We start from the raw sequence: 24,938 nt of genomic DNA on the forward strand, positions 1-24,938 counted from the left end.
TCCGTGCCCACTTACGTCGTCGGGGCCCGGGGAGGCACCCGGCGGTACTTGCACTCGCTGTGGTTGTTGTCCGCCCGCGATCTGCGCGTCCGATACTCCACCAGCGCGCTCGGCTACCTTTGGTCCGTTCTCGACCCGCTCGTGATGAGCGGAATCTATTGGTTCGTCTTCACTCAGGTCTTCGATCGCTCGGTCGGAGAGAGGCCTTACATCGTCTTCCTTATCACGGCCTTGCTGCCGTGGGTATGGTTCAACTCTGCCGTCTCGGACTTCACGCGGGCCTTCCAAAAGGACGCGCGGCTGGTGAGGTCGACCGCCATTCCCCGATCGATCTGGGTCAACCGCATCGTCTTGAGCAAGGGGATCGAGTTCCTCTTTTCGCTCCCGGTCCTCGTTCTCTTCGCCGTTTTCGGTGGGGCCACGGTCTCGTGGGGCATCCTGCTTTTCCCCGTCGGTGTTCTGCTGATGATCATATTTCTCGTCGGGCTCGGGTTGCTCGTCGCGCCGCTGTGCATGTTGTGGAGTGACTTGGAGCGGACCACCAAGTTGATCCTTCGGGCCTTGTTCTACGGCTCGCCGATCATCTACGGGATCAACGACCTTCCCGGTGTCTTTCCCCAGATCGCGGCGTTCAACCCGCTCTCCGGCATCTTCACGTTGTTCCGCGTGGGTTTCTTCCCCGACCAATGGGATGGTGGCGCGGTGGCCATCAGCGCTGGCATGTGCGTCGCCTCCCTCCTCGTGGGGCTGACGGTCTTCCGTTCCTTGGAGCGACCGGTGTTGAAGGAGCTGTGATGATCGAGCCAGCAATCGAGGTCCGTGACCTGGGGGTGCGCTTCCGTCGTAACCGGCGTGGCCGGAGAAGTATCAAAGACCTCTTCGCCGGTGCCCGACGTCGCTCCAGGCCCGACGAGTTCTGGGCGCTTCGCGATGTGTCGTTCACCGTGCAGCCGGGGGAGTCGATCGGGGTTGTCGGGCGGAACGGACAGGGTAAATCAACGCTCCTCAAACTCGTCGCTGGTGTGCTCTTACCAGATGAGGGCCGCGTCTTTCTCAACGGGGGCGTTGCGCCATTGATTGAAATCACGGGCGGGTTCGTGGGCGACCTATCGGTGCGCGACAACATTCGGCTCATGGCGGGCTTGCATGGCATGGCTCGCTCGGAAGTCGACCGACGTTTCGATGGCATCGTTGAATTCGCAGAGCTCGCGGGCTTTGTCGAGACGCCGTACAAGCACCTGTCCAGCGGAATGAAGGTTCGGCTCGCGTTCTCGGTTGTCGCAGAACTCGAAGAGCCTATCCTCTTGGTCGATGAGGTCCTCGCGGTAGGAGACAAGGCGTTTCGCGACAAATGTTACCGCAGGATCGACGATCTATTGGGAAACGGACGCACACTCTTCTTCGTCAGTCATAACGAGAAGGATCTGCGACGGTTCTGTCATCGCGGTCTCTATCTGGACGACCACAAGTTGGCGATGGATGCGCCACTCGAGGACGTGATCAAGCGTTACCACGCCGACAGCGGTGTGGCGACCGACTGAGTCACTCCGCTTGGCGCGGTTCGAGGGGAGCCATCCTCGCGAACGAGCGGTCTCGTGAGATCTTTCTGCCTTCGGCAAGGCCTCGCCAAAGGTGGCTCGTGCCACGGGTTGTGCGCTCTACGAAGAGAAGACGGATGAGCTCCTTGGCGAACGTGAGCGCCGTGCCGATTCCGAACAACACAGGCACGTAGACACCTTCGCTACGGTAATACTGCTTGATGAGTGCTCGGTTGCGCATGATATAAAACCGATAAGTATCGCTTGACGCATTCATGTGGCGAATGCCCATGTCCCATTGCCTAATCGCGCGGGTACGCCGAAGAACGAACTCGTTGACGATCACCGAGGTCGTTTCGCGGGACGCGAGCCAACCGTAGAGCTGATCGTCCCAATAGATAAAAAAGCGGGGGTCGGGAAGACCGATTCGCTGGACGATGTCGCGGTGGATGAACATGCCCTCAAAACACCCCGAATTCATGGGCTTGAATCCGGAGTCATCGAATCCGGCGGGGGCGAAGGGGATGGGGATACCCATGCGCTCGGCGACGCGATACTGCCAGTAGAACTCGCTGCCGTCGTAGTCATACCGGCGACCCTGGATGCTCTTGAACCGACCAGTCCATCGACCCATCTTGGCCAACCCGTCGCTGATCACCTCGACGTCGTCGTCCATCAGCCAGATCCACTCAGATCCGAGCTCGTAGGCTGTGCGAACGCCCTCGCTGAAACCCCCGGAACCGCCGGTATTCTCGGCTAGGCGACGGTAGACAAGCTCGGTGCCGAGGCGCTCGCCAAACGACTCCACGACGGACTCGGTGTCGTCCTCAGACGCGTTGTCGATGATGATGACTCGGCCGGGCTTCGGCTCCATCACGCAGATGCTCTCAAGCAACCTCGAGAGGAGAGCGGAACGATTGAAGGTTACCACCGCGATCGCCGCCGATGCGGGATCGAAAGCGGTCGAGGACGACTGGCTGGGGCGGGGCTCTGCGACGGTCATGGCGGGGTAGATCCTACCCCGCCGACCCCAGGGTTCCCTCGGAGCCCCCGGGCCCGGCGCCCAGGTCCGGCAGACCCTCCGGGTCGAGCCCGGGGGATTCCTCACCGCTGCGAAGGCGCGCCCGCCATGAGCGCGATTGGCCGGCGCGCACCGCGCACAGCACGAGCATCAGCCAGCCCAGGCCCGACAGCGTGAACGACTCGAACATCGAGTCGATGAGGAGGGTGACCAGCATGAGGGGGGTCCAGGCGTAGACGACCGAGCGTCGCTCGCTCGCATCGAGCCATGAGCGCACCAGTGCCGTGCTGCCGAGGGCGACGAAGATGAGCAAGCCCACCCAGCCCAGTTGGAGCAGTACGTCGAAGTAGGCGTTCAGGCCGCTGGCATGGTCGGCGTCGAGCACATAGTTGAGGGCGTTGAAGGGCCATTCGGTGCCGTCCCACGGGCCGTACCAGCCCTGACCTTCGATCGGGGCGAACCTCACGTAGTCGACCATCGTGTTCCACAGCGTCACCCGCGTCGAGAAGTCGGTTCCGGCACCGAGGAACGCGATGATCGGATGGCGGGCGGCATACCCGATCACCAGCCCCACGATGACGATGGCGCCGAGGAACAACTGCACGGCACCCCGCCGCTCGGCGCGCGTATGGCGCACCCACGCCAGGGCGCCGGCCGCGGCGCCGACACCGGCGGCGAGGACGAGGACGGTGGGGGAGTCGCTGAAGAACCCCAGCGCACCCGCGAGGATCACCGAGGTGATCGACACTCCGACGCGCACCGACTGGGTCCGGTACTCGATCAGGAAGGTGATCAACGCCATCACCGCGACGAAGCCCAGCAGGTTGCGGGTGCCGAAGATGCCCTGGATGGACCCCTCCGAGGCGAGGTTGCCCTGCACCCCGAGGAACCGGAACGGCACGTCGAGCAAGATCCCGGAGAGGATCTCGACCCCGAGCGAGACGGCCAGCAGCACCCGTAGCACGTCGCCGAGGGCGCGGACGGTCTGCAACGTGTCTCGCACGTGCCCGATCACGATCGCGAGGAAGGCGACCCCGACCAGGGCGACCCAGTTCCACCAGGTCTCGGAGGAATCCGAACTCCAGAACACGCTCGCCAGCGCCCACGCCACGAACAGCACGACCGAGACCGGCACCAGGCGCACCAGGGAGATTTCGCGACGTCGCGCGACCAGCATCCCGAGCCCCAGGATGCACAGGCCGGCGATGATCGTGACGTAGGTGACCAGTCCTGCGGTGTGTTCGATCAGGAACGATGAGAACACCGCGCCCAGTGCCGCGAGCGTGTACGCGCGCGCGAACGCCGCCGAAGCCAGCAGGCCGGTCAGCCACGCGCCACGCGCGGCGGGGGTCATGGTTCCTGCTTCATGAGGTCGCCACGCTCGATCGCGAGGCGCTGCTCGATCGGGCCCTCCCCGATATGAGGCGACTGCTTGATCTTGAACGCGAACATGACCACGAACATCCAGCCCCACAGCATGAGGGGGTTCGACTCCGAAAAGCCCTGCACGAGCAGGATCGCGCCGGTGAGTGTGGGAAGCAGCGAGAGCGCCGAATACGGGCGGTCATCGCGGAGGTCCCATCGCGGACGGTCGACGGCGAAGAACCAGGAGCGCCACACGAAGGCGAAATACGCCATCCCGATCAGGACGACACCGATGACCCCCAGCTGGAAGAACACGTCGACCCACATGCTGTGCGCCTGCATGACGGTCTGATCGTGATCGATGATCCACCCGTCGATCTGCGCCTCCCACGGCAGCCACGGCGTCGAGTAGCCCCATCCCGCCCAGGGACGCTCGGCCGCGCGAGCCAGGACCGCATCCCAGATCATCTCGCGACCGGTCAGGTCCGTGTCGCGTCCGAGCGCCGAGAAGATCGTGTCGCGGCCGAACCAGAGGGCGAGTCCGCCGCCGAGACCGATCACGGCGTACGCGACGTAGTACTTCGTGCGCTCCCCGGGCCGCTTGGCCGTGCGCATGAGCAACACCGTCGCGAGCACCAACACCGCTCCCGCGAGGGCGAGATAGGCCGTCGCCGACCCGGCGCGGATCAGGAGGTATCCCGCGAGCACGACCCAGAACAGCTGCCAGTGCCGTTTGGGGGACTGCGAGGCGTAGCGGACGGCGAACACGATGATCGCCAGCACGGCCACCATCGCCAGGAGGTTGGCGTTGCCGAACACCCCCTGGATGCGGCCGCCGTCGAACAGGTTGTCGCGCGACCAGTAGACGATCGGGTCGGCGCCCTCCGGTACCGGCGCGAACTGCGGCATGACCGGATGCTGCACGATCACCGAGACGAACACCTCGAACAGCAGCGACAGGGACAACACCCACCGCAACGCCGACGACACGGATCGAACCAGCTCGTGCCACGTGAGCACGCCGCCGACGAAGAGGGCCTGCAGGGTCGTCACCGCGAGCATCGCCCATGTGAGGGCGGTCGCCGCAGGCCACGTCGACCACAGCACCGACACGGCGGCGAAGAAGACGTAGACCAGGGCGTACCACGGGAAGCGACGCCACTGCACGGGCGGGCGGATGACGATCCACAGCGTGACGGACACCGCGGCGGCGATGACGGTGATGGCTCCGGCGATCGCGGCGCCGAACGCGTTCACCCACGACACGCCCGCGATCGCGAGGGTCAGTACGAAGACGCACCACGCGCGCAACAGCAGGTGGCCCGTCTTCTCGCGGGCGGGGGCGGCGGGTGGCGCCGACACCGGGTGTTTCGTGTGGACGGCCATCAGGTGATCAGGTTACCCGGGTTCGTCGCGTGAAACCGGGTGGGTCGTCCCCATAGGCTGGGGGTGTGCTGGTTTCGTTGACGAACACGCCCCGCGACTACGCCTGGGGCTCGACCGACCTGATCGCCCGACTCGAGGGACGCGAGCCCACCGGGCGCCCGGAAGCCGAGGTGTGGCTGGGCGATCACCCCGGCAACCCCGCCGTGACCGGCGACGGGCGCACGCTGGATGCGTGGCTCGCCGAAGACGGGGCGAGCGTCGGGGCGCCCGCGAAGCTGAGCTTCCTGCTGAAGTTGCTGGCGGCCGGCTCGCCACTGTCCATCCAGGCGCACCCGTCGAAAACGCAGGCTGAAGCGGGGTTCGCCCGAGAGGAGCGGGAAGGCATTCCGCGCGACGCCGGGCACCGCACTTATCGCGACGACAACCACAAGCCCGAGCTGATCGTCGCCGTCAGCGACGAGTTCCACGCCTTGGCCGGTCTCCGTCCGCTCGCCGACACCCACCGACTCCTCGCGTTGCTCGGCCCCGCCGGCGCACCCCTGTCGGCACGACTGGAAGACGCGGATGCCGAAATCTCTCTGGCCGACACGATCGCCTGGCTGCTCTCCGGGGACGCCCAGGAGGAGGTCGACGCCCTCATCCACGCCGCCGTGACCGCGGCGCGCGGCACCGAGTTCGACGCCGAACTCGACCTCGTCGCGCACGTCGCCGAGGCGTATCCGTCCGATCCCGGGGTGATCGTGGCGATGCTCATGAACCTCGTCGTGCTCGCGCCCGGGGAAGGGCTGTACGTCCCGGCCGGTGTCCTCCACGCCTACGTCTCCGGCCTCGGGGTGGAGCTGATGGCGGCGAGCGACAACGTGCTGCGCGGCGGACTGACTCCCAAACACATCGACGTCGACGAGCTCATGACCGTCCTCACCCCGGCTCCCGGGCCCGCGCCCCTGGTCTCCGCGGAGGAGGAGGGCGCGGGGCTGTGGCGATATCCGACACCCGCTCCCGACTTCTCCCTGCGGCGCGCGGATGTCACCGCCGACCGCGATGTGTCGGTCGCGGTGCCCGAGACGGCCATCCTGCTCGGCACGACGGGGTCGGTGACGGTGCAAAGCGGTACCGAGGCCGTCGAGCTCACTCCCGGACGGTCGCTGTTGGTGACCCCCGAGGCGGACGGGATCGCGTTGCGCGGATCCGGTACCGCCTTCATCGCGTCCACCGGGGGCGGCGTCGTCGCTCCGTGACTTTTGCGACACGCCGACGGCGCGTCGCAAAGGTTCAACCCGGGGGTGAGGCTTTACGATCTGCGACTTGACCCCGGCGAACTACACCTGTGTAATTATTCCCAACACGCGGACCGGCGTGGGGGGAAACACAAGGTGGGAGAGCAAGATGACGGGTTACCGTTCCGGCGTTCCCGATAACTGGTTCGTCGATCCCGTGCAGCTCGGTGTTCCGGGCGTGCGACGCCCGTCCGAAGGTGACGAGGACAACGCACTCGCGTGGCAGACCGATGCGCTGTGCGCTCAGACCGACCCGGAGGCCTTCTTCCCGGAGAAGGGCGGCTCGACGCGCGACGCCAAGCGCATCTGCACCTCCTGCGACGTCCGAGACGAATGCCTCGAGTACGCCTTGCAGAACGACGAGCGCTTCGGTATCTGGGGCGGACTGTCCGAGCGCGAGCGGCGCAAGCTCAAGCGCCGGGCCAGCTGACCCCCTCCCGCCGCGACACGTTGCGGCCGTCCCGGCGCGTGCGCGCATCCCGCACCGCGTCGCACGAATAGGCTTGCCAGGCCATGCCCTCCCGTGTCCATGCCCTCCTCGTGGTGCGTCCCGAAGGTCGCCCCGCCGCGGCGTTCCACCTGCGACGTACGCTCGCCGCGCTCCAGGAGCAGCGTCGCCCGGTCGACGTCCTGACCATCGTCGTCTGCGGCGACGACCCGGCCGTGCACGAACTCGCCGCCGGCTCCGGTGCCGAGTCGGTGATCACCGCTTCCGCCGGCACCTCCTTCGCCGCCGCCACTGCGCTGGCGACCCACCGGCTCGACGGTGACGCCGTCTGGCTGCTCGCCCAGGACACCGCACCCGAACCCGAGGCGCTGACCCGTTTGGCGGGTGCCCTCGAGCTCGCGCCTTCCGTCGCCTTCGTCGCCCCCAAACTCGTCCGGTGGGACAACCGCTCCGAGATCGTCTCCCTGGGTGTCTCCATGACCGGCACGGGGCGTTCCATCGGGCTCGCCGACGACGAACTCGACCAGGGTCAGCACGACGTCACCCACGACGTCCTCGGTTCCGACGTGCGCGGCATCCTCGTGCGCGCCGACGCCTGGCGCGACCTCGCCGGGCTGGACCCGGCACTCGCCGGCGCCGATGAGGGGCTCGACCTCGCCGTCCGCGCGCGTCTGGCCGGCGCGCGCATCTCGCTGGTGCCCACCGCGCTGGTCGCCGTCGCCGGTGACGGCGTCGCCGGCCTGCCCGCGCCACGCAACGGGCGCGCCCGGCGCCGAGGCGCGCGCGCCGTCCGCACCGCTCAACTGCACCGGCGCCTGGCGTACGCCCCCGCGGCGGCGGTGCTTCCGCACTGGCTCTCCCTCATCCCGTTGGCCCTCTGGCTCTCCGCGGTCTTCCTCGTTCGCAAGCAGCCCGGGCTGGTCCTGCCGCAGTGGGCGGCGGCTGTCGTCGTCGCCGTGCGCATCCCCTCAATCGCACGGTCTCGCTCCCGCATCCGACGGAACCGTCGCGCCTCGTGGGCGCAGATCGCACCGTTGCGCGTCACCGGACATCACCTGCGCCAGCGCCTCGACGAGGACCGCGACGTCGTCGATTCCGCCCCGGTACGCGAAGACCTGCGCTTCTTCAGCGGCGGGGGAGCGTGGCTGGTCATCGGCGCGCTCGCCGTCTCGGTGGCGGCGTTCCCCGCATTGCTGGCTTGGCCCGTCCTCGGCGGGGGCGCCCTGGAACCGCTCCGCACGACGGTCGCGCAGCTGTGGGCGGACGCGGCATACGGACTGCGTCCGATCGGATGGGAGACCATCGGCGCCGCCGATCCGTTCTCGGCGCTGGTCGCCGTGCTCGGATCTCTCTCCCCGTTCGAGCCGTCGCGCGCGCTCGTGGTGCTGTGGATCCTCGCCCTCCCGCTTGCGGCGTTGGGCGGATGGTTCGCCGCGGTCCGCGTCACCGACCGTGGCGCGCTGCGGGTGATGGTGGGGACGATGTGGGCGCTCGCGCCGATGTTCCTCGTCGCCCTCGTGGACGGACGCCCGACGGCCGTTCTGGTCCATTTGCTGTTGCCGTGGTTGTTCTACGCCGGATCCATCGCCCACCGGACCTGGGTCGCGTCGGGGGTGGCGTCGCTACTGCTGGCGGCCGTCGTCGCGTGCGCGCCGTCTCTGGCGCCGGCCTTCGCGGTGCTCTGGACGGCCGCGATCATCTTGTCGGTGGTCATGCGGGGCGGAAACGGCGTCGCCCGCCTCATCTGGCTCGTCGTGCCCACCGTGGTGATGTTCGCGCCGCTGATCATCGATCAGGTGCGCGCCGGGGACGTGTTCGCGCTGTTCGCCGATCCGGGTGTTCCCTGGGCGGGCCCCCAGGTGGGTGCCGACCCGACCGGCCGAGGCCTCTTGGCCGCCGGCATCCCGACACCCGACATGGCCGGCTGGGAAGGGTTCCTTCCCGGCGCCACGATCTGGTGGGTCCCGCTCCTGTCGGCGCCCGTCGCGGTGCTCGCCCTGTTCGCCCCGCTCACCCAGCGTTGGGCGGCCGGCGTGACGCTGCTCGTCGTCTCCGCGCTGGGCTTCGGTACCGCCTTCCTCGCCGTGGGCATCGTGGTGGCCTTCGACCAGGCGCTCAGCATCGCGGTGTGGCCGGGCAGCGGGCTCAGCCTCGCCTGGATCGGCGCGGTCGGCGCGGCCGCGGTCTCCCTGGACGCAGGATTGGCCCCACGCCTCGCCGCCGCACGCGGGTCCCTCGCGCTCGTGGCCACACTCGCCGTGATCGTCCTCGCCGTACCGTCGCTGACCGCGATGGCCCGCGAGGCGAGCAATCTCACCAACGGACCCGAGAGCACCCTGCCCGCCTATGTCGCGGCGGAGGGTCGCGATGACCCGAACGTGGGCACCCTCGTGCTGACCCCGCAATCCGACGGTGGGCTGTCGGCGGAGGTCGTCTGGGGCGCTAGTGAGACGCTCGGCGGTCAGACGACGCTGATGTCCACCCGCACCGTCCCCAGCGCGGCCGACCGAGAGCTCGCCGACGTCGCCGTCGATCTGGTCACCTCCACCGCCGACGACGCCGTCGACCGGCTCGCCGCGCACGGAGTCGGGTTCGTCCTGCTCGCCACCCCCGCCGATCCCGAGGCCTCCGGGGCACGCGAACTCCAGCTGTCGGCCACGACCGCGCTCGACCAGCGAGACGGACTCGACCCCGTCGGCGACACGAGCAAGGGAGTCCTGTGGCGCGTGGCCGATGACATCACCCCTCGCGCCGACGCGCCCCTGTGGGTCGCGCAGGTGGCCGCCGGTGTCGGCGCCGCCCAACTGCTCGTCGTGGTCATCGCGCTGCTGTTGGCCCTCCCCACCGCCGCGTCGCGCCGCGGCGCTCGCCGGACGTCGCGCATCGTGGGACCGTATTGGCAGGAGGGCACATGAGTGACAAGCGCACCTTCCGCTGGGCGACCACGAGCGCCCGGATGCTCGGCGGAACCCTGGTGGGTGCCGCGTTCGTGATCGCCGTGGTCACAGCGGTGTCCGTGCCGTGGCCCGAGATCGACCGATCGGCGCCGTCCATTGAGGAATACCCCGCCGCCGACCAGAGCATCGCCGCGTGTACCGGCGACCTGCTTGCGACCGGCCGGGACGTCGAAGACGCGGGCGAGATCGTCTCGGCAGCCGATGCGACCCTCACACTCGGAACGAGCGTTCCCGACACCGACCCGGAGGTCTCCGACCTGCCCGCGGACGCCCTCGGCGACGAGCAGAGCGCATCCGCCGTCGTCGCCGCCCCGGACGGCGAGGTCCGCGTCGATGTGGCCGGTGCCGGCGCCGCGACCGTGTCCGACGAAGACCTCCGCGGGTACGCCGCATCGCCCTGTCGCGCGGCGCTCATGGAATCCTGGCTGGTCGCAGGGTCCACCGCAACGGGCGCGGCCGACCTCGTGCTGCTGACCAATCCGGGAGAAGTGGCAGCGACCGTGCAGCTGACCGTCTACGGTGCGCAGGGTGAGACGCAGCCCCCCGGCGGCGCCGACGTGGTCGTGGCCGCGGGGACGCAGCGCATCGTGCCGCTGGCAGGCCTCATCCTCGGCGAGGCGAGCCCCGTCGTCCGCGTCACCGCCGTCGGGGCGCCCGTGCAGGCGTCGGTGCAATCGAGCATCACCCGCGGACTCATCGCCGGAGGCGTCGAACAGACCACCGCCGTCGCAAGCCCCGACACCACCCAGGTGATCACCGGCATCAGCGTCGCCGAGGCGCCCGCCGACGGTGGCGAGGCGGGCACGGTGCTGCGGATGCTCGCGCCGTCCGGCGACACCACCGCGAACATCCGCGTCACCGCGGCCGACGCGGTGCAGCCCGTGGTGCTCGAGCGATCGATCGAGCTGACCGGAGGAGTTCCCGCAGAAGCCGAGCTCGGCGGTCTCGATGTCGGGCAGTACACCGTCGAAGTCACCGCGGAGACCGAGATCGTCGCCTCCGTGTGGCAGAGCACCGGATCGGGCGAGGCGGCCGACTTCGCCTGGTACATGCCTGCGCCGTCCCTCGGCGCACCGACCACCTTCGCCACGCCCGCCGGTCCGGAACCTCAACTGACCCTCGCGAACGTGACCGACGCGGACATGACGATCGACCTCGCCACCGTCGACGGCGAGCAGTCCCAGCAGGTCGTCGTGGCCGCCCACACATCCACGACGGTGCGCCTGACCGCGCGAACCGTCTACCGCATCGACGACGGCGGAGGCGGTGTGCACGCCGGCCTGTCCCTCTCCGGAGACGGCGCGCTCGCCGGATACCCGGTGTGGCCGTCGGAGGCCGCCTCCGACGCGATCGTCGTCTACCCCTGACCCGCCGCGCGACCTCCCCGACGCTGACAGCGGAGCGGTGTGGGTGGAAGCGGGACGACGCGTGGGGACGTGTGGAGACGACAGGTCGTGACTGTGGAGCCGGCGGAGGAAGCCGGCGTTGCGGAACGGGAGCGGCCGGGCGATGGCTCAGAAGTATCGGAAGCGCTCCGGGCCGAGGTCCCACGGGTCCATGCCCAGATACTCGGCGGCGGCGCGGAACACGCAGCTTTCGATCATCATGCGCCGATGGAGGTCGTCATCGCGGTGCAGGTGGCTGAGTCTTTCGATGGGAAGCCGCCACACGATGATGCGTCGGCGCGTGGTGTCGACGGTCCAGCGGGGGATGCCGAGCTCCCCGCTCTCCCCGGGCATGTCGCCGATTTCGAAACTCACGTCGCGCAGCTCGTCCCACGCCGAGCGCAGGAACTCCGCCGCCGCCCCCACGGCCAGGTCGAAGCGTTCGATACGCGTATCGATCGGCGGCAACGGCGGCCGCACGATCGGACTGCGCCCCGTGCGGCCGTGCCGACCGTGCCGGGCGGGCCTGCGCGAGGGGGTCGCGGCGGGCTTCGCACGTCTCCAGGCCATGGCCCCATCCTAGGTGCGCGGCGCGGCATCCGGACCTGCGTCGTGCCGCCTCGCTAGGGTGGCAACGATGCGCGAGAGACTCTGCTCCAAAGTGGGATGCGCCCGCGAGGCGGTGTCGACCCTGACGTACGACTACGGCGATCAGATGGCCGCGCTCGGACCCCTCGGACGCGCGAACGATCCGCACGCGCACGACCTGTGCGCCGCGCACACCGATCGTCTGTCGGTTCCGCGCGGCTGGGTCGTCATCCGGCACGAGACCCTGCAGGTCTGACCCGGGCGGCTGCGCGTCGGATACGCGTGGGAAGATATCCCCATGTCCTCCGACACCGCCGCGCCCACCCGCACCGCCCTCGATCACGCCGTCCGCGATCTGTCGCTGGCCGATGCGGGGCGCCATCAGCTGCGACTGGCCGAGAACGAGATGCCCGGTCTCATGGCGCTTCGGGAGGAGTTCGGTCGATCGAAGCCGTTGACGGGCGCGCGGATCGCCGGATCGCTGCACATGACCGTGCAGACCGCCGTTCTGATCGAGACTCTGGTCGCCCTCGGTGCGCAGGTGCGTTGGGCCAGCTGCAACATCTTCTCGACCCAGGACGAGGCGGCGGCGGCGGTCGTGGTCGGGCCGGACGGGACCGTCGACGAGCCGCGGGGCGTCCCGGTGTTCGCGTGGAAGGGCGAGACCCTCGAGGAGTACTGGAACCTCGCCGACCGCATCTTCGACTGGTCCGCGGAGGGCTTCGACGGGCCCAACCTCATCCTCGACGACGGGGGCGACGCAACCCTGTTGGTGCACAAGGGCGTCGAGTTCGAGAAGGCCGGCGCGGTGCCGGATGCGGTTCCGGGTGACTCTGAGGAGTACCGGATCGTGCTCGACACGTTGCGTCGCAGTCTCGCCCGTGACCCGCAGCGCTTCACCCGCATGGCTTCCGGCATCCTCGGCGTCACCGAGGAGACCACGACCGGTGTGCACCGCCTTTACGAGCTCGCGGCGTCGGATCGTCTGCTGTTCCCCGCGATCAACGTCAACGACTCGGTGACCAAGTCGAAGTTCGACAACGTGTACGGCATCCGTCATTCCCTCCCCGACGGCATCAACCGGGCCACCGACGTGCTGATGGGCGGCAAGGTCGCCTTCGTCGCCGGCTACGGCGACGTGGGCAAGGGCGCCGCGGAGGCCCTTCGTGGGCAGGGTGCGCGCGTCATCATCGGCGAGGTCGACCCGATCTGTGCCCTGCAGGCGGCGATGGACGGTTACCAGGTCGCGCGCCTGGACAGCGTCGTCGGCGAGGTCGACATCGTCATCACCGGGACCGGCAACCGCGACGTCGTCACGGCCGATCATCTCCTCGGCCTCAAACACCTCGCGATCGTCGGCAACGTCGGCCACTTCGACAACGAGATCGACATGGCCGGGCTCGAGGCGCTCGACGGCGTGGAGAAGATCGAGATCAAGCCGCAGGTGCACGAGTGGCGCCTGCCGACCGGCCGTAGCGTGCTCGTGCTCAGCGAGGGGCGTCTGCTGAACCTCGGAAACGCGACGGGACACCCTTCGTTCGTGATGAGCGCATCCTTCGCCAATCAGGTGCTGGCCCAGATCGAGCTGTACCTGCGGCCGGAGCAGTACCCGCTCGGTGTGTACGTGCTGCCGAAGGTGCTCGACGAGAAGGTCGCGCGGCTGCACCTGTCCGCGCTCGGAGTGGAGTTGACCGAGCTGACCGAGGCGCAGGCGGCTTACTTGGGTGTGCCGGTCGAGGGGCCGTACAAACTCGACCACTACCGGTACTGACCGCTCCCGGTACTGACCGCTCCCGCGCGACGCGCTCTGCGCGGCCTCATGACCTCCCGCGGACTCATCACCTCCCGCGGACTCATCACCTCCCGCGGACTCGCCCGACCTGCCCGGGCTGCGGTGTGGGGGCGTGTTGCCCGCCGGGCGGAGGGCGTCAGGCGTCGAGGCCCCGGGTGAGGCCCGCGACCCGCTGTTCCTGGAGGTCGAGAGCGCGCGCTTCTCGGTCGCGGCGCACGGCGACCACCGCCCGCACGAAGGTCTCCGGGTCGGCCTGCGGCACGGGGGAGACGTAGGGTGCGGCGTCTTCGGTGAGGGACAGTGCGACACGCTGACGCGCGCTCGGCATCATGTGGTCGGCCTGTCGGACGAACTGGGCCATCCGGCGCGACAGCCCCGCCGGCAGATGGGCGACGTCGGCGGTCTCGCCCCAGGCCGCCAGCGTCGGGGGCACTCCGGGGGCGGGCTCGGGCAACGGCGGGGTGCGGGTGCGTTCGGAGAAAGTACCGGCGAGGAGATCACCCAGTCGCTGCGACCGGGGCGTGAACGCCCCGACGACGGCGGCCAATCCTCCGAGGGTCAGCCAGATCTCCAGGACTCCGGTCAGCGAGCGGATGAACGCCTGACGGAATCCGGAGGCACCGCCGTCGGTGCGCACGATCCGCGCGCCCACGGCGAGCTTGCCGAGCGAGCGACCGTGGGTGGCGGTCTCCACCGTCGTGGGCACGACCACCATGACCAGCACGACCACGGCGATCGTCAGGATCGGGACGACGCTCACCTCCAGCAGGCCCAGATTGCCCAGCCACCCCAAGATCGCCGCGAGCAGCAACAGGATCGCGATCCCCAGCACGAAATCGATCAGCGCACCGAGGGCCCGGAGGAAGAAACCGACCGGCTGGACATCGAGGGCGACTGCTTCGCCGGTGAGCACTTCATCCTGGTGGATCTGCACGACCTCCCGCTGCGCGACGGTCGGCGCGGGGGTGCTCATGGGTACAGTTAACCAGGTGGACCTCGACGCGCTGACAGCCGCTCGGCGCGCGGAGTGGGAGCGGTTGGAAACGCTCGGGCGCACGCGCCGCCCGAGCGGCCCCGAGGTGGATGAGCTGGTGACCCGCTACCGCTCCGCCAGTGCCGATCTCGCCGAGATCAAGACCTCGGCGGGCCGCACACCCCAGGGCGATCACGTGTCGACGATGCTGTCCCGCGCACGTCTGCGCCTGACCGGTGCGCCGGAGAACGTGCTGCGGCAGATCCCACGATTCTTCGTGCTACAGCTGCCGGCGGCGTTGCATCGACTCCGCTGGACCACGCTGGTGATCGCGGTCGCGTTCGTCTCGATCGGTGCTGTCGTCGCGGCGTGGGTGGCGGGCGATCCCGCGCTCGTGGCCTCGCTCGGTCCGCAGGCAGCCCTCGAACAGTACGCCGAGAACGACTTCACGGAGTACTACTCCGAGAACCCGGCGGCGGTGTTCGCCGGCACCGTGTGGACCAACAACGCCTGGATCGCGGCGCAGTGTGTGCTTTTCGGCGTCACCGGTTTCTGGCCGATCATGGTGCTCGTGCAGAACGCCGTGGGGGTGGGGACGGCCGCGGCGATCATGTTCGCCTTCGGGCGGGGAGACGTCTTCGTGCTCTACATCCTCCCGCACGGTCTGCTCGAGCTGACCTGCATCTTCGTCGCCGGTGCGGCGGGCCTCCACATCTTCTGGGCCTGGGTGGCGCCGGGCCGGCGGTCCCGGGGACAGGCGCTCGCCGAGGCCGGACGCTCGCTCGCGACCGTCGCGCTCGGACTCGTCCTCGTCCTCGGCGTCGCCGGCATCCTCGAGGGGTTCGTCACGGCGCAGCCGTGGCCGTGGGCGGTCAAGATCGGGATCGGCGCGGTCGCGCTCGGGGCGTTCGTGTTCTACATGGTTTTCGTCGGCGGACGGGCGCGCCGGGCCGGTGAGACCGGCGACCTCACGGAATACGAGGCCGGCACACCCACCCTCTACGCGGGCTGAGCCTGCGTGGCTTCGCCGTCGAAGAGCGCCCGGTAGGCGAATCCGGCGAGCAGGGCGCCGACCAGGGGGAACACCAGGAACACCCACAGTTGGGCCAACGCCTCGCCCCCGCCGTACACGGCCGTCGCCAACGAGCGGGCCGGATTGACCGATGTGTTGTCGACGGGGATGCTCACCAGGTGGATGAGGGTGAGGGACAGGCCGATGGCGAGACCGGCGAACCGGGTGCCCCGCGAGGGGTGCGTGACCCCGAGGATCACCAGCAGGAACAGCCCGGTGAGGATGACCTCGATGATGATCGCCGCCGGCATCCCGAACCCGCCGGGGGACAGCGCTCCCCAACCGTTGCTTGCGAACCCGCCGTCCTGGGCCGCCGGCAGCCACCCGGGAGGCCCGAACAGCCCGATCAGGACCAGGAGGGTGGTGGCCACCAGGCCACCGACGATCTGTGCGCCGATGTAGGCGAGGGTGCCCCGCCACGGGAACCGGCCGGCGGCGGCCAAGCCGAGTGTGACGGCGGGATTGAAGTGTCCGCCGGAGATCGGACCGAACGCGTAGGCGCCCATGATCACGGCCAGGCCCACCGCGAAGGATGCGGCGACGTAGACGATGCCGGGTGCGAAGGCGCGTTCGGCGTCGGCGAAGTGGCTCGCGAACAGTGCTGTTCCGATGAGGCCGAAGACGAGAAGGAAGGTTCCGAACCCCTCCGCGGCGAGTTTGGCGCCGAGGGTCGGTCCGCCCGGTGGCGGGGTGTGGTCGAGCGGAGTGGGGGCGACCTTCTTTTCCGGACGCGGGTCGTTGTTCATCGCGCCTCCTTTCTCGGTGCGGCCAGGGTACTGCCGGATGAGGTGGACGGCCGGTAACCGGAGGGCGACGAATCGGCGACGTTGTTTTGACTTGATCAAAACAGCGATAGACTGGTGCCATGACCAGCGCAGACGAGATCGACGTCGACGCGTCGCTGCGTGCTGCCGGTCTGCGTGTCACCGACACGCGGCGGGCCGTCTTCTCCGCCCTGCGCGGAGCCGCACACGTGGCGGCCGAGCCGCTGTTCGACCGCGTGCGCGAGACCCTCCCCGGGACGAGCAAACAGTCCGTGTACAACGCACTCGGCGACTTCGTCGACGCGGGTATCGCCCGACGGATCGAGCCGGCCGGGCTCGCGGGGCTCTACGAGCTCCGGGTCGGTGACAACCACCATCACCTGGTGTGCACCGCGTGCGGCCGGGTCGAAGACGTCGACTGCGTCACCGGGGCCGCGCCGTGCCTGCACCCCTCCGACACCCGCGGATTCGCGGTGCGCGCGGCCGAAGTCACCTTCTGGGGCGTCTGCGCCCGCTGCGCCGCACCCGGCGAACCATGAACCTGACCTCCGTCCACCCTCGTCCTCAGGAAGGAAACCCATGACGAACGCTGACGAGAACCCCGCCGGCATCGGCGCCGACACCGAGATCGACCAGTCGGTCACCGACATCGACACCCCCGAGAGCGAGCGTGCCGACGGCGAGACCCGTCCGAGCCCCAACGACACCCCCGCGGGGAGTTGCCCCGTCATCCACGGCGACCAGCCGCACCCCACCGCCGGTGACGCGAACCGCGTCTGGTGGCCGAACCAGCTGAACCTCAAGGTTCTGGCGAAGAACCCGGCCGTGGCGAACCCGCTCGGCGAGGACTTCGACTACAAGGCGGCCTTCGAGAGCCTCGACCTGGCCGCGGTGAAGGCCGACATCGCCGAGGTGATGACGACCTCGCAGGACTGGTGGCCCGCCGACTTCGGGCACTACGGGCCGCTGATGATCCGCATGGCGTGGCACAGTGCGGGCACGTACCGCATCACCGACGGCCGCGGCGGCGGCGGTGCCGGGCAGCAGCGATTCGCCCCGCTCAACAGCTGGCCCGACAATGTCTCGCTCGACAAGGCCCGTCGACTGCTGTGGCCGGTCAAGAAGAAGTACGGCAAGAGCCTGTCGTGGGCGGACCTGATGATCCTCGCGGGAAACGTCGCTCTCGAGGACATGGGATTCGAGACTTTCGGCTTCGCCGGCGGTCGCGCCGACGTGTGGGAGCCGGACGCCGACGTCTACTGGGGCCCGGAGACCACGTGGCTCGGAGACGAGCGCTACAGCGGTGACCGCGACCTGGAAAAGCCCCTCGCCGCCGTGCAGATGGGACTCATCTACGTCAACCCCGAAGGTCCCAACGGCAACCCCGACCCGATGGCCTCGGCACGCGACATCCGCGAGACCTTCGGTCGTATGGCCATGGACGACGAGGAGACCGTCGCGCTGATCGCCGGTGGGCACACCTTCGGGAAGACCCATGGTGCAGCGCCCGACACGAACATCGAGGACAACCCGGAGGCCGCGGGCCTGGAGATGCAGGGCCTGGGTTGGAAGAACAACTTCGGCACCGGCAAGGGCGATGACACGATCACCTCGGGTCTCGAGGTCACCTGGACCTACCACCCGACCCGCTGGGACAACGAGTTCTTCCACATCCTCTACGCCTACGAGTGGGAGCTGATGACCAGCCCCGGCGGCGGCCACCAGTGGCGCCCGGTCGACGGGGGCGGAGCCGACATGGTCCCGCTCGCGCACTCCGACGGGCGACGCGAGCCCCGCATGCTCACGAGCGACCTCGCGCTGCGCACCGACCCCGCGTACGACGCGATCTCGCGCCGCTTCAAGGACGACCCGAAGGCGTTCGCGCATGCCTTCGCCCGGGCCTGGTTCAAGCTCACCCACCGTGACATGGGGCCCAAGACGCGCTACCTCGGCCCCGAGGTGCCCGCCGAGGACCTCATCTGGCAGGACCCGGTCCCCGCCGTCGACCACGACCTGATCGACGCCGACGACGCCCGCGCCCTCAAGGCGCAGATCCTGGACTCGGGACTCACCGTCGCCGAGCTCGTCGGCACCACGTGGGCCGCTGCGTCCAGCTTCCGCGGGAGCGACAAGCGCGGTGGCGTCAACGGTGCCCGCATCCGACTGGCGCCGCAGAAGGACTGGGAGGTCAACAACCCGGCCCAGCTGCAGAAGGTGCTCGACGTGCTCGAGGGCATCAAGGCGTCCTTCGACCAGGGCCGCACCGACGGCAAGAAGGTCTCCCTGGCCGATCTCATCGTGCTCGCCGGGAACGCGGCCGTCGAGAAGGCCGCCCGTGACGGAGGGGTCGAGGCCGAGGTGCCCTTCCACCCCGGTCGCACCGACGCGAGCGCGGAGCAGACCGATGCGGCGTCGTTCGAGTACCTCGAGCCGGCCGCCGACGGGTTCCGCAACTATTACGGACCCAAGGCGACCATGCCCGGGGAGTACCACCTCATCGACAAGGCGAACCTGCTCACCCTGTCGGCACCCGAGATGACGGTCCTCGTCGGTGGCATGCGGGCGCTCGGCGCCAACTGGGACGGCTCCGACCACGGCGTTTTCACCCGTCGCAAGGGTGTCCTGTCGAACGATTTCTTCGTGAACCTGCTGGATCTGGGCACCACGTGGAAGCCGCTCGACAAGGGTGCGCACGCGTTCATGGGAACCAAGGACGGATCCGGAGAGCCGGTGGGCGTCGGCACCCGCGCGGATCTGCTGTTCGGTTCGAACTCCGAGCTGCGAGCGCTCGCCGAGGTCTACGCCAGCGATGACGCGAACGAGAAGTTCGTGCGCGACTTCGTCGCCGCCTGGGGCAAGGTCACCGAGCTCGATCGCTTCGATCTCGTCTGAGTCCCCGACCCCGGAAGGGCCCGCCGCCGATCATCGGTGGCGGGCCCTTCCGCCTTCCCGTACCCGGGGCGGGGGTCAGAGACGACCGGCTGCTTTGAGGGCGAGATAGCGGTCTGCGATCCGCGGCGGGAGGGCATCGGGTCCGTCGGCGATGGCATCGCCTCCCGCCCGGCGGATCGCCTCGGCCACGCGAGACGCCTCGAACGCGCCGCGCTCACGTGCGGCGGCGAGGTAGACCTCCACCGCATCCTCCCGGGCGGGGCGGTCCTCGGCGTGGTCGGTCACGGTGCCGACGACGACCTGCGCGCGCGCGGTCATCCCCGGGAGGGTGCCGAGGAAACCCCGGGAGGCGTCCACGTCATCCTGCGCGGTCAGGAGCACCACCAGCGCCGGGCGTGTGGTCAATGCGCGTACCTGGGCGTGCGCGGCGTCCCAGTCGGTGTCGATGAGCTGCGCCTCGACCCCCGCCATCGCATCCACCATCGTCGACAGCAGCGCCGCCCCGTCGACCCCGGTCACCCGTGCCCGGACGACACGGTCGAACATGACCAGGTGCACGTGGTCGCCGGCTCGTGCCGCGAGCGCCGCCAGCAACAGGGCGGCCTCCATCGCGGCGTCCAGCCGGGTGCCGTCACCCACGCGCGCGGCGGCCGTGCGACCGGTGTCGATGACGATCACGACGTGACGGTCGCGCTCGGGCCGCCACGTGCGCAGCATCGTCGTGCCGGCGCGGGCGGTGGCGCGCCAATCGATCGATCGCACGTCGTCGCCGCGGACGTACTCCCGCAACGAATCGAACTCGGTGCCCTGTCCGCGCACCTGGATGCTCGTGTTTCCGTCCAGTTCGCGCAGACGTGCGAGACGGGAGGGCAGGTGGCGCCGGGACGTGAACGGGGGCAGCACCCGCAGCTCGCCGGTGGAGGGGATGATGCGTTGCCGACCGGCCAGGCGAAGCGGGCCGTCCGAGCGCACCACCACCATCTCGCTGACGAGGCGTCCGCGGCGTCGGGGGAGGAGAGGGATGATCAGTTCCCGTCGCTCGCAGGCGGGGATCTCCAGCGCGAGCCGTGGGGAGGGGGCCCCGGCGGTGGGCTGCCAGGCATCACGGAGCCGGCCGCGCAGCAGCCGTGAACCAGTGTTGGTGATCCACAGTCGCGTGTCCGTCGGCGAGCCGAGCAGCGCCTTGACCGGCGCGCCGCGCGTCACGTGCAGCGCGCGGGGCGAGGGGGCGGCGACGGCGTCGACCACCATCAGCACCGAACACAGCAGTACCCACCCCGCGAGGGTGAGCCACGGATCCACACCCGGCACCGACAGTGCCGTCACCGGCAGGAAGCCGGCGGCGACCAGCACGGACAGGCGCCACGTGACGAACATGCTCAGACCGGTACGCGGGTCTGGCGCACGACTGAGGCGAGGACGGAATCGACCGAGACGCCTTCCAGCGCCGCGTCGGGGCGGAGCCGGATGCGGTGGCGCCACGTGGGGACGAGCATCGTCTGCACGTGGTCGGGGGTGATCGCCGGATACCCGCCGAGCCACGCCCACACCTTGGCGGCGGCCAACAGGGCGGTGGTGGCGCGCGGGCTGGCACCCAGCTGCACCGACGGGCTGTGACGCGTGGCCTGCGCCAGGTCGACGACATAGCCCAGCACGTCGTCGTCGACGCGCACCGCCGCCGCGGCACGCTGGGCGGCGTGGATCTCGTCGATGGTCACCACAGGCGCCAGACCGGCGGCCGCGAGGTCGCGCGGGGAGAACCCGTCGGCATGGCGGCGCAGCACGGCCACCTCGGCGTCGCGCTGTGGCAGGTCGACGATGAGCTTCAGCAGGAATCGGTCCAGCTGCGCCTCGGGCAAAGTGTACGTTCCCTCGTGCTCGACGGGGTTCTGGGTGGCTGCGACCAGGAACGGGTCGGGGAGGGCCCGGGAAACGCCGTCGGTGGAGACCTGCCGTTCCTCCATCGCCTCCAGCAACGCCGACTGCGTCTTCGGGGGCGTGCGGTTGATCTCATCGGCGAGGACGATGTGCGTGAACACGGGGCCTTCACGGAACTCGAACTCGCCGGTGCGCGCGTCGTACACGAGTGACCCCGACACGTCTCCGGGCATCAGGTCGGGGGTGAACTGGATCCGTTTGGTGTCGAGTCCGAGCGCACGGCTGAAGGCCCGCACGATGAGCGTCTTGGCGACGCCGGGAACACCTTCCAAGAGGACATGGCCGCGCCCGAGGAGGGCGATGAGCAGGCCGGTGACGACACCGTCCTGGCCGACCACCGCCTTTCCCACTTCGAGGCGTACGCGGTTCATCGCCGCGCGCAGGTCGTCGTCACGGAGGGTCTCGTCGGTCACGTCCGGGTCCTTTCACCAGGGGCGTACAGCCGTGCGCGCACGGCGGATTCGAGGCCGCGCAAGCGGTCGGAGAGCTCCACGAGCTCACCGTCGCCGCGGGGGATCTCATCGATCAGAAGTGCGCGGATCACGCGTCGGTCGCCGCCCAGCAACTCGGCCACCGCATCAGCCACGCGCTCCGGCGGGTCGGCGGCACCGAGCCCGACGAGGCCGGCGAGCCGGCGCACGGCACCGCGGCGTAGCTGCGCGGCGGCGTGCGGCGCGTCGTGCGCGGAGGCGTACAGGCGGCCCCGGCCTTCATCGGTCTCCCGCGCGCGCACCGTCACCGGCAGTCGCTCGGCGACCAGGGGACCGAATCGACGGCCGCGCGCGATGCCGGCGACGATGCCGGCCAGCACGAGCAGTGTGATGGCGGGGGTCACCCACGGCGGCGTCAGCTCCCCCAGGGTGGGGTCGGTGACCGGCAGGTCGCTGTCGCCGGCGCTCGCGACATACCAGATCACCCGTTCGTGCGAACCGAGCAGGCCGAGGGCGAGAGCGGCGTTCCCGGCGTCGGCCAGCGCGTCGTTGGTGAACACGCCGTCGGCGTCGACGGCGGTGTGCGGGCCGGAGACCAGCAGACCGTAGGCGTCCCCGTCGCGATAGCAGGCGGTGGCCGATCCGCCTGCGGTGAACAGACCCTGCACCGCCGCGCGGTCTGCGCGCAGGGCGGCCGGCAGGTCGCACGCGGGCGCCAGATCCGCCGTGGCGAAACCGGCCGGTACCGCGCCGTCGAAGTACCCGCGCAGAATCCGCGACGCGGGGTCGCCGAACACGGTCGTCGTCGCGGCGCCCGCGAGTGCGGCGACCGCGTCGTCGGACAGCTGCGGTGTGTCGGGGAGGAAGAGGGTCGCCGGTTCCCCGGCGAGGGACTCGAGGGCCTCCTCCCATGACCGGGTGACCGTGACGTCCACGCCGTTCGCGCGCAGGATCTCGACCAGGGCGCGGGTGCCCGCGGGGCCGGCGGAGTCCGGGTCGAGTGCCCCCCTCTCGGCGCGCTGGCCGATGCCGGCCAGAAGGGATCCGACGAGGCCGACGACGAGGAAACCGACCGCGATGACAAGCCAGGCGAGGACCGCGCGGCCGCGCCGCGGCGGTGCCTCCAGGACGGTCATGTCGTGACCGCCGGCAGCGCCACGGGACGGGCGGAGGTCAAGGTCTCGTCGAGACGGGAGATCTCCCGGTGGAGTTCGGCACTACCGGGGCGCCGCAGGTAGCGCACGTCGTCGAAGCCGTCCGCGGCGGCTTCGAGGGCGTCGGCCGAGGAGGGGAAGACGGCGGCCGCCGAGCGCGCGAAAGCGTGGACGGTCGCTCCGGGGGGTGCGTCGACGACCCCGCGCTCGGTGAGACCGCGTGCGAGGGCGCGGAACCGCAGCACGACCGCGTCGTCCCATCGGCCGCGAGATGCGGCCGCGTCCGCCTCGACGCGCAGGTCGTGCGCGGTTCGGGCCTCGGGTTCGCCGAACAGTACGGCGGTGCGATCGACGCCCCGGCGTGTGGCACGCGGTGCGCCCCAGATCACGAGTGCGGCGACGAGGAGGATGACGACCACCGCGACGGCGACCACGGCGAAGACCGATTCCCATCCCGCCGGGATCTCGGGGTCGAGGAGATCGGCGAGGAATTCGGCGACGCCGCGGGCGAACAGGTCGAACGGCGTCGGCTGCGCCTCGGCGTAGACGGGGCGCGAGAGCTCTTGCTCAGCCCAGCGACGTGCTTCGTCGTCGTCGGGAGTCAGCGGCGGCACCGCGGCCGTCGCGGCCGACCATGCGGGGGAGATCACTGCCGTGGCGGCTCGTCCGTCGCGCCGGACGGCGGGGTCGCCGGCGGCGGGGTGGGGTGCTGTCCGTACGGGGGCGGAGCGGGGTGTGGTGCGTACGGCACGTGCGGCGGGACGGGGGTGTTCGCGTACGGTCGCGACGGCGCCGCACGGCCGACACCGACCAGATACGGGTCGGGGAGCACCTGCTCGCCCGCGTCGCGTCTGTCCACGTACGACAGCAGATCGAGGTCGAGGCCCTCATGGCGCATGCGGCAGTCGATGTAGATGATCGCCGCCGAGGTCGACTGCACGACCACCGCGACGGCCTGGATGACCAGTGTCACGATCTGGGCTGCGACGGTGGTCACCAGCAGGGTGATGAGGGCGGCTGCATCCGGATCCCCGGTGGGGGCGAAGACCGTGGTCAGCCCGGTGCCGAGGAACGTGAACGGCAGACTCACGACCTGGGCGACGGCGCCGAAGGTGAACGAGATCAGGACGATCACGCCGAGCGCGGGCCAGAACCGGCCGCGGGTCAGGCGCCACGACCGGGCGATCGCCGTGCCGATCCGGGCGTTTTCGAGGATGATCGCGGACGGGACCAAGAGCAGCTTCACCGTGAGCCACAGCGTCAGCGGGATGGCGCCGAGTACGAGCAGGACTCCGAGGGCGATCGCGACCGGGACCGCGGCGAGCCCGATCAGGACCAGGGCCCCCACGCCGATCGCGATCAGCACGGCGACGGCGAGGGTGAGGAGGAACGAGTACCCGAGCACGCGCCAGATGACGGGTTTGACCCGTCGCCACAGCATCCCGAGCGAGAGTTTCTCCGCGAGTGCGCCATGGGCGACCTCGCTGACGACCACGGCCTGGACGACCACGCCGAGCGCCGCGGCAGCGAGCCCGAGGATGAACCCGGCGATTCCGGTGAGCACGGTCGAGCCGATCGCGATGGCCTCGAAGTCCTCGCCGTACCCGGGGACGTTGTCCAGGCGCGAGAAGGTGAGGAACGCGACACCTCCCACGCCCAGGATCACCACCAGGTAGGCCACCGTCTGCACGACCAGGCCGAAGCCGAGCAGGACCTTCGGGTTGTGGCGCAACGCCGAGAACGAGCGTCCCAGGATCGTTCCGAACGTGAGCGGATGCAACGGGATGATGCCCGGACGCGATGCGGGCGTCCACGCGGGGTACGAGGTCACGGTCCTCCTCTGGCGATGCTTCTCCCATCGTGGCACACCGGGCGCCGGGGGGAACCTGTGCATCCGCGGCACGCCGCTCGGTGAATGCACGGGCCATCTGGACTACTCTGGGCGAAGCGCTCGGGG

The 24,938-nt window shown here is 69.7% G+C and carries 22 protein-coding genes; 11 read left to right on the forward strand and 11 right to left on the reverse strand.

The features are described from left to right. The first annotated feature begins 3 nt into the window (after window positions 1-3). Window positions 4-795 carry an ABC transporter permease gene (locus tag ABD204_RS08340; RefSeq protein WP_194425054.1) on the forward strand — a complete coding sequence of 264 codons (792 nt, stop codon included), beginning with the start codon at window positions 4-6 and terminating at the stop codon, window positions 793-795. Further along, window positions 795-1,541, forward strand: a complete 747-nt coding sequence (locus ABD204_RS08345) for an ABC transporter ATP-binding protein (RefSeq protein ID WP_194425055.1) — start codon at window positions 795-797, stop codon at window positions 1,539-1,541. Before ABD204_RS08340 ends, ABD204_RS08345 begins: the two co-directional genes overlap by 1 nt. Window position 1,542: 1 nt before the next feature. Here the strand turns inward: ABD204_RS08345 and ABD204_RS08350 are convergent, their stop codons facing one another. From ABD204_RS08350 to ABD204_RS08360, 3 genes are read right to left on the reverse strand one after another with little or no spacing between them, the layout of a single operon-like run. Continuing rightward, window positions 1,543-2,541 (reverse strand): glycosyltransferase, encoded by a 999-nt coding sequence (locus ABD204_RS08350; protein WP_194425056.1) that lies wholly within the window; start codon window positions 2,539-2,541, stop codon window positions 1,543-1,545. Window positions 2,542-2,554: 13 nt separating this feature from the next. Next, window positions 2,555-3,913, reverse strand: a complete 1,359-nt coding sequence (locus ABD204_RS08355; protein WP_194425057.1) for an O-antigen ligase family protein — start codon at window positions 3,911-3,913, stop codon at window positions 2,555-2,557. After that, window positions 3,910-5,310 (reverse strand): O-antigen ligase family protein, encoded by a 1,401-nt coding sequence (locus ABD204_RS08360; protein WP_194425058.1) that lies wholly within the window; start codon window positions 5,308-5,310, stop codon window positions 3,910-3,912. The genes ABD204_RS08355 and ABD204_RS08360 overlap by 4 nt, the downstream gene beginning before the upstream one ends. A gap of 65 nt (window positions 5,311-5,375) precedes the next feature. Between ABD204_RS08360 and manA the strand changes: the two genes are divergently transcribed. The 4 genes from manA to ABD204_RS08380 all read left to right on the forward strand — a co-directional run bounded on the left by manA (window position 5,376) and on the right by ABD204_RS08380 (window position 11,359). Then, window positions 5,376-6,548, forward strand: a complete 1,173-nt coding sequence (manA, locus tag ABD204_RS08365; protein ID WP_194425059.1) for a mannose-6-phosphate isomerase, class I — start codon at window positions 5,376-5,378, stop codon at window positions 6,546-6,548. 148 nt (window positions 6,549-6,696) lie between these two features. Then, a complete protein-coding gene (locus ABD204_RS08370; protein WP_194425249.1) occupies window positions 6,697-7,017 on the forward strand; it encodes a WhiB family transcriptional regulator in 321 nt (106 codons plus the stop codon). A gap of 83 nt (window positions 7,018-7,100) precedes the next feature. Next, window positions 7,101-9,950, forward strand: a complete 2,850-nt coding sequence (locus tag ABD204_RS08375; protein ID WP_194425060.1) for a glycosyltransferase — start codon at window positions 7,101-7,103, stop codon at window positions 9,948-9,950. Beyond that, on the forward strand, window positions 9,947-11,359 hold the full coding sequence (locus ABD204_RS08380; RefSeq protein WP_194425061.1) for a DUF5719 family protein: 1,413 nt from the start codon (window positions 9,947-9,949) through the stop codon (window positions 11,357-11,359). Before ABD204_RS08375 ends, ABD204_RS08380 begins: the two co-directional genes overlap by 4 nt. 147 nt (window positions 11,360-11,506) lie before the next feature. Here the strand turns inward: ABD204_RS08380 and ABD204_RS08385 are convergent, their stop codons facing one another. Continuing rightward, window positions 11,507-11,947, reverse strand: coding sequence for a metallopeptidase family protein (locus tag ABD204_RS08385; protein WP_194425062.1), 441 nt, complete (start codon window positions 11,945-11,947; stop codon window positions 11,507-11,509). 67 nt (window positions 11,948-12,014) lie between these two features. Here ABD204_RS08385 and ABD204_RS08390 point away from each other — a divergent pair, with 67 nt between their 5' ends. Both ABD204_RS08390 and ahcY read left to right on the forward strand, forming a co-directional pair. Further along, window positions 12,015-12,221: a DUF3499 family protein gene (locus tag ABD204_RS08390; RefSeq protein ID WP_071044747.1), complete on the forward strand. Its 207-nt coding sequence runs from the start codon at window positions 12,015-12,017 to the stop codon at window positions 12,219-12,221. Window positions 12,222-12,263: 42 nt separating this feature from the next. Continuing rightward, window positions 12,264-13,736: an adenosylhomocysteinase gene (ahcY, locus tag ABD204_RS08395; RefSeq protein WP_194425063.1), complete on the forward strand. Its 1,473-nt coding sequence runs from the start codon at window positions 12,264-12,266 to the stop codon at window positions 13,734-13,736. A gap of 157 nt (window positions 13,737-13,893) precedes the next feature. On the opposite strand, the gene ABD204_RS08400 is transcribed toward ahcY, so the two are convergent. Further along, window positions 13,894-14,730: an RDD family protein gene (locus ABD204_RS08400; RefSeq protein ID WP_194425064.1), complete on the reverse strand. Its 837-nt coding sequence runs from the start codon at window positions 14,728-14,730 to the stop codon at window positions 13,894-13,896. Window positions 14,731-14,746: 16 nt separating this feature from the next. Between ABD204_RS08400 and ABD204_RS08405 the strand changes: the two genes are divergently transcribed. Next, window positions 14,747-15,742 (forward strand): stage II sporulation protein M, encoded by a 996-nt coding sequence (locus tag ABD204_RS08405; RefSeq protein ID WP_194425065.1) that lies wholly within the window; start codon window positions 14,747-14,749, stop codon window positions 15,740-15,742. Here the strand turns inward: ABD204_RS08405 and ABD204_RS08410 are convergent. Then, complete coding sequence (locus tag ABD204_RS08410; protein ID WP_194425066.1) at window positions 15,730-16,548, reverse strand: aquaporin; 819 nt, start codon at window positions 16,546-16,548, stop codon at window positions 15,730-15,732. The two genes, ABD204_RS08405 and ABD204_RS08410, sit on opposite strands and share 13 nt — an antisense overlap. A 119-nt stretch (window positions 16,549-16,667) precedes the next feature. Between ABD204_RS08410 and ABD204_RS08415 the strand changes: the two genes are divergently transcribed. Then, complete coding sequence (locus ABD204_RS08415; protein WP_194425067.1) at window positions 16,668-17,105, forward strand: Fur family transcriptional regulator; 438 nt, start codon at window positions 16,668-16,670, stop codon at window positions 17,103-17,105. Between the two features lie 40 nt (window positions 17,106-17,145). Next, complete coding sequence (gene katG, locus ABD204_RS08420; RefSeq protein WP_206697517.1) at window positions 17,146-19,458, forward strand: catalase/peroxidase HPI; 2,313 nt, start codon at window positions 17,146-17,148, stop codon at window positions 19,456-19,458. Window positions 19,459-19,533: 75 nt separating this feature from the next. Here the strand turns inward: katG and ABD204_RS08425 are convergent, their stop codons facing one another. From ABD204_RS08425 to ABD204_RS08445, 5 genes are read right to left on the reverse strand one after another with little or no spacing between them, the layout of a single operon-like run. Next, the gene (locus ABD204_RS08425) at window positions 19,534-20,835 is read right to left on the reverse strand and encodes a DUF58 domain-containing protein (RefSeq protein WP_194425068.1); all 1,302 of its coding nucleotides are present in this window, start codon (window positions 20,833-20,835) and stop codon (window positions 19,534-19,536) included. 2 nt (window positions 20,836-20,837) lie between these two features. Further along, complete coding sequence (locus tag ABD204_RS08430; protein WP_194425251.1) at window positions 20,838-21,767, reverse strand: AAA family ATPase; 930 nt, start codon at window positions 21,765-21,767, stop codon at window positions 20,838-20,840. A 38-nt stretch (window positions 21,768-21,805) separates the two neighbouring features. Next, a complete protein-coding gene (locus ABD204_RS08435) occupies window positions 21,806-22,963 on the reverse strand; it encodes a DUF4350 domain-containing protein (protein ID WP_194425069.1) in 1,158 nt (385 codons plus the stop codon). Then, window positions 22,960-23,631: a DUF4129 domain-containing protein gene (locus ABD204_RS08440; protein WP_194425070.1), complete on the reverse strand. Its 672-nt coding sequence runs from the start codon at window positions 23,629-23,631 to the stop codon at window positions 22,960-22,962. The genes ABD204_RS08435 and ABD204_RS08440 overlap by 4 nt, the downstream gene beginning before the upstream one ends. Further along, window positions 23,628-24,812: a DUF7847 domain-containing protein gene (locus ABD204_RS08445; RefSeq protein WP_194425071.1), complete on the reverse strand. Its 1,185-nt coding sequence runs from the start codon at window positions 24,810-24,812 to the stop codon at window positions 23,628-23,630. Before ABD204_RS08445 ends, ABD204_RS08440 begins: the two co-directional genes overlap by 4 nt. Window positions 24,813-24,938: the final 126 nt, after the last annotated feature.

Origin of the sequence: Microbacterium aquimaris, from assembly GCF_039531285.1 — a bacterium.
Lineage (GTDB): Bacteria > Actinomycetota > Actinomycetes > Actinomycetales > Microbacteriaceae > Microbacterium > Microbacterium aquimaris.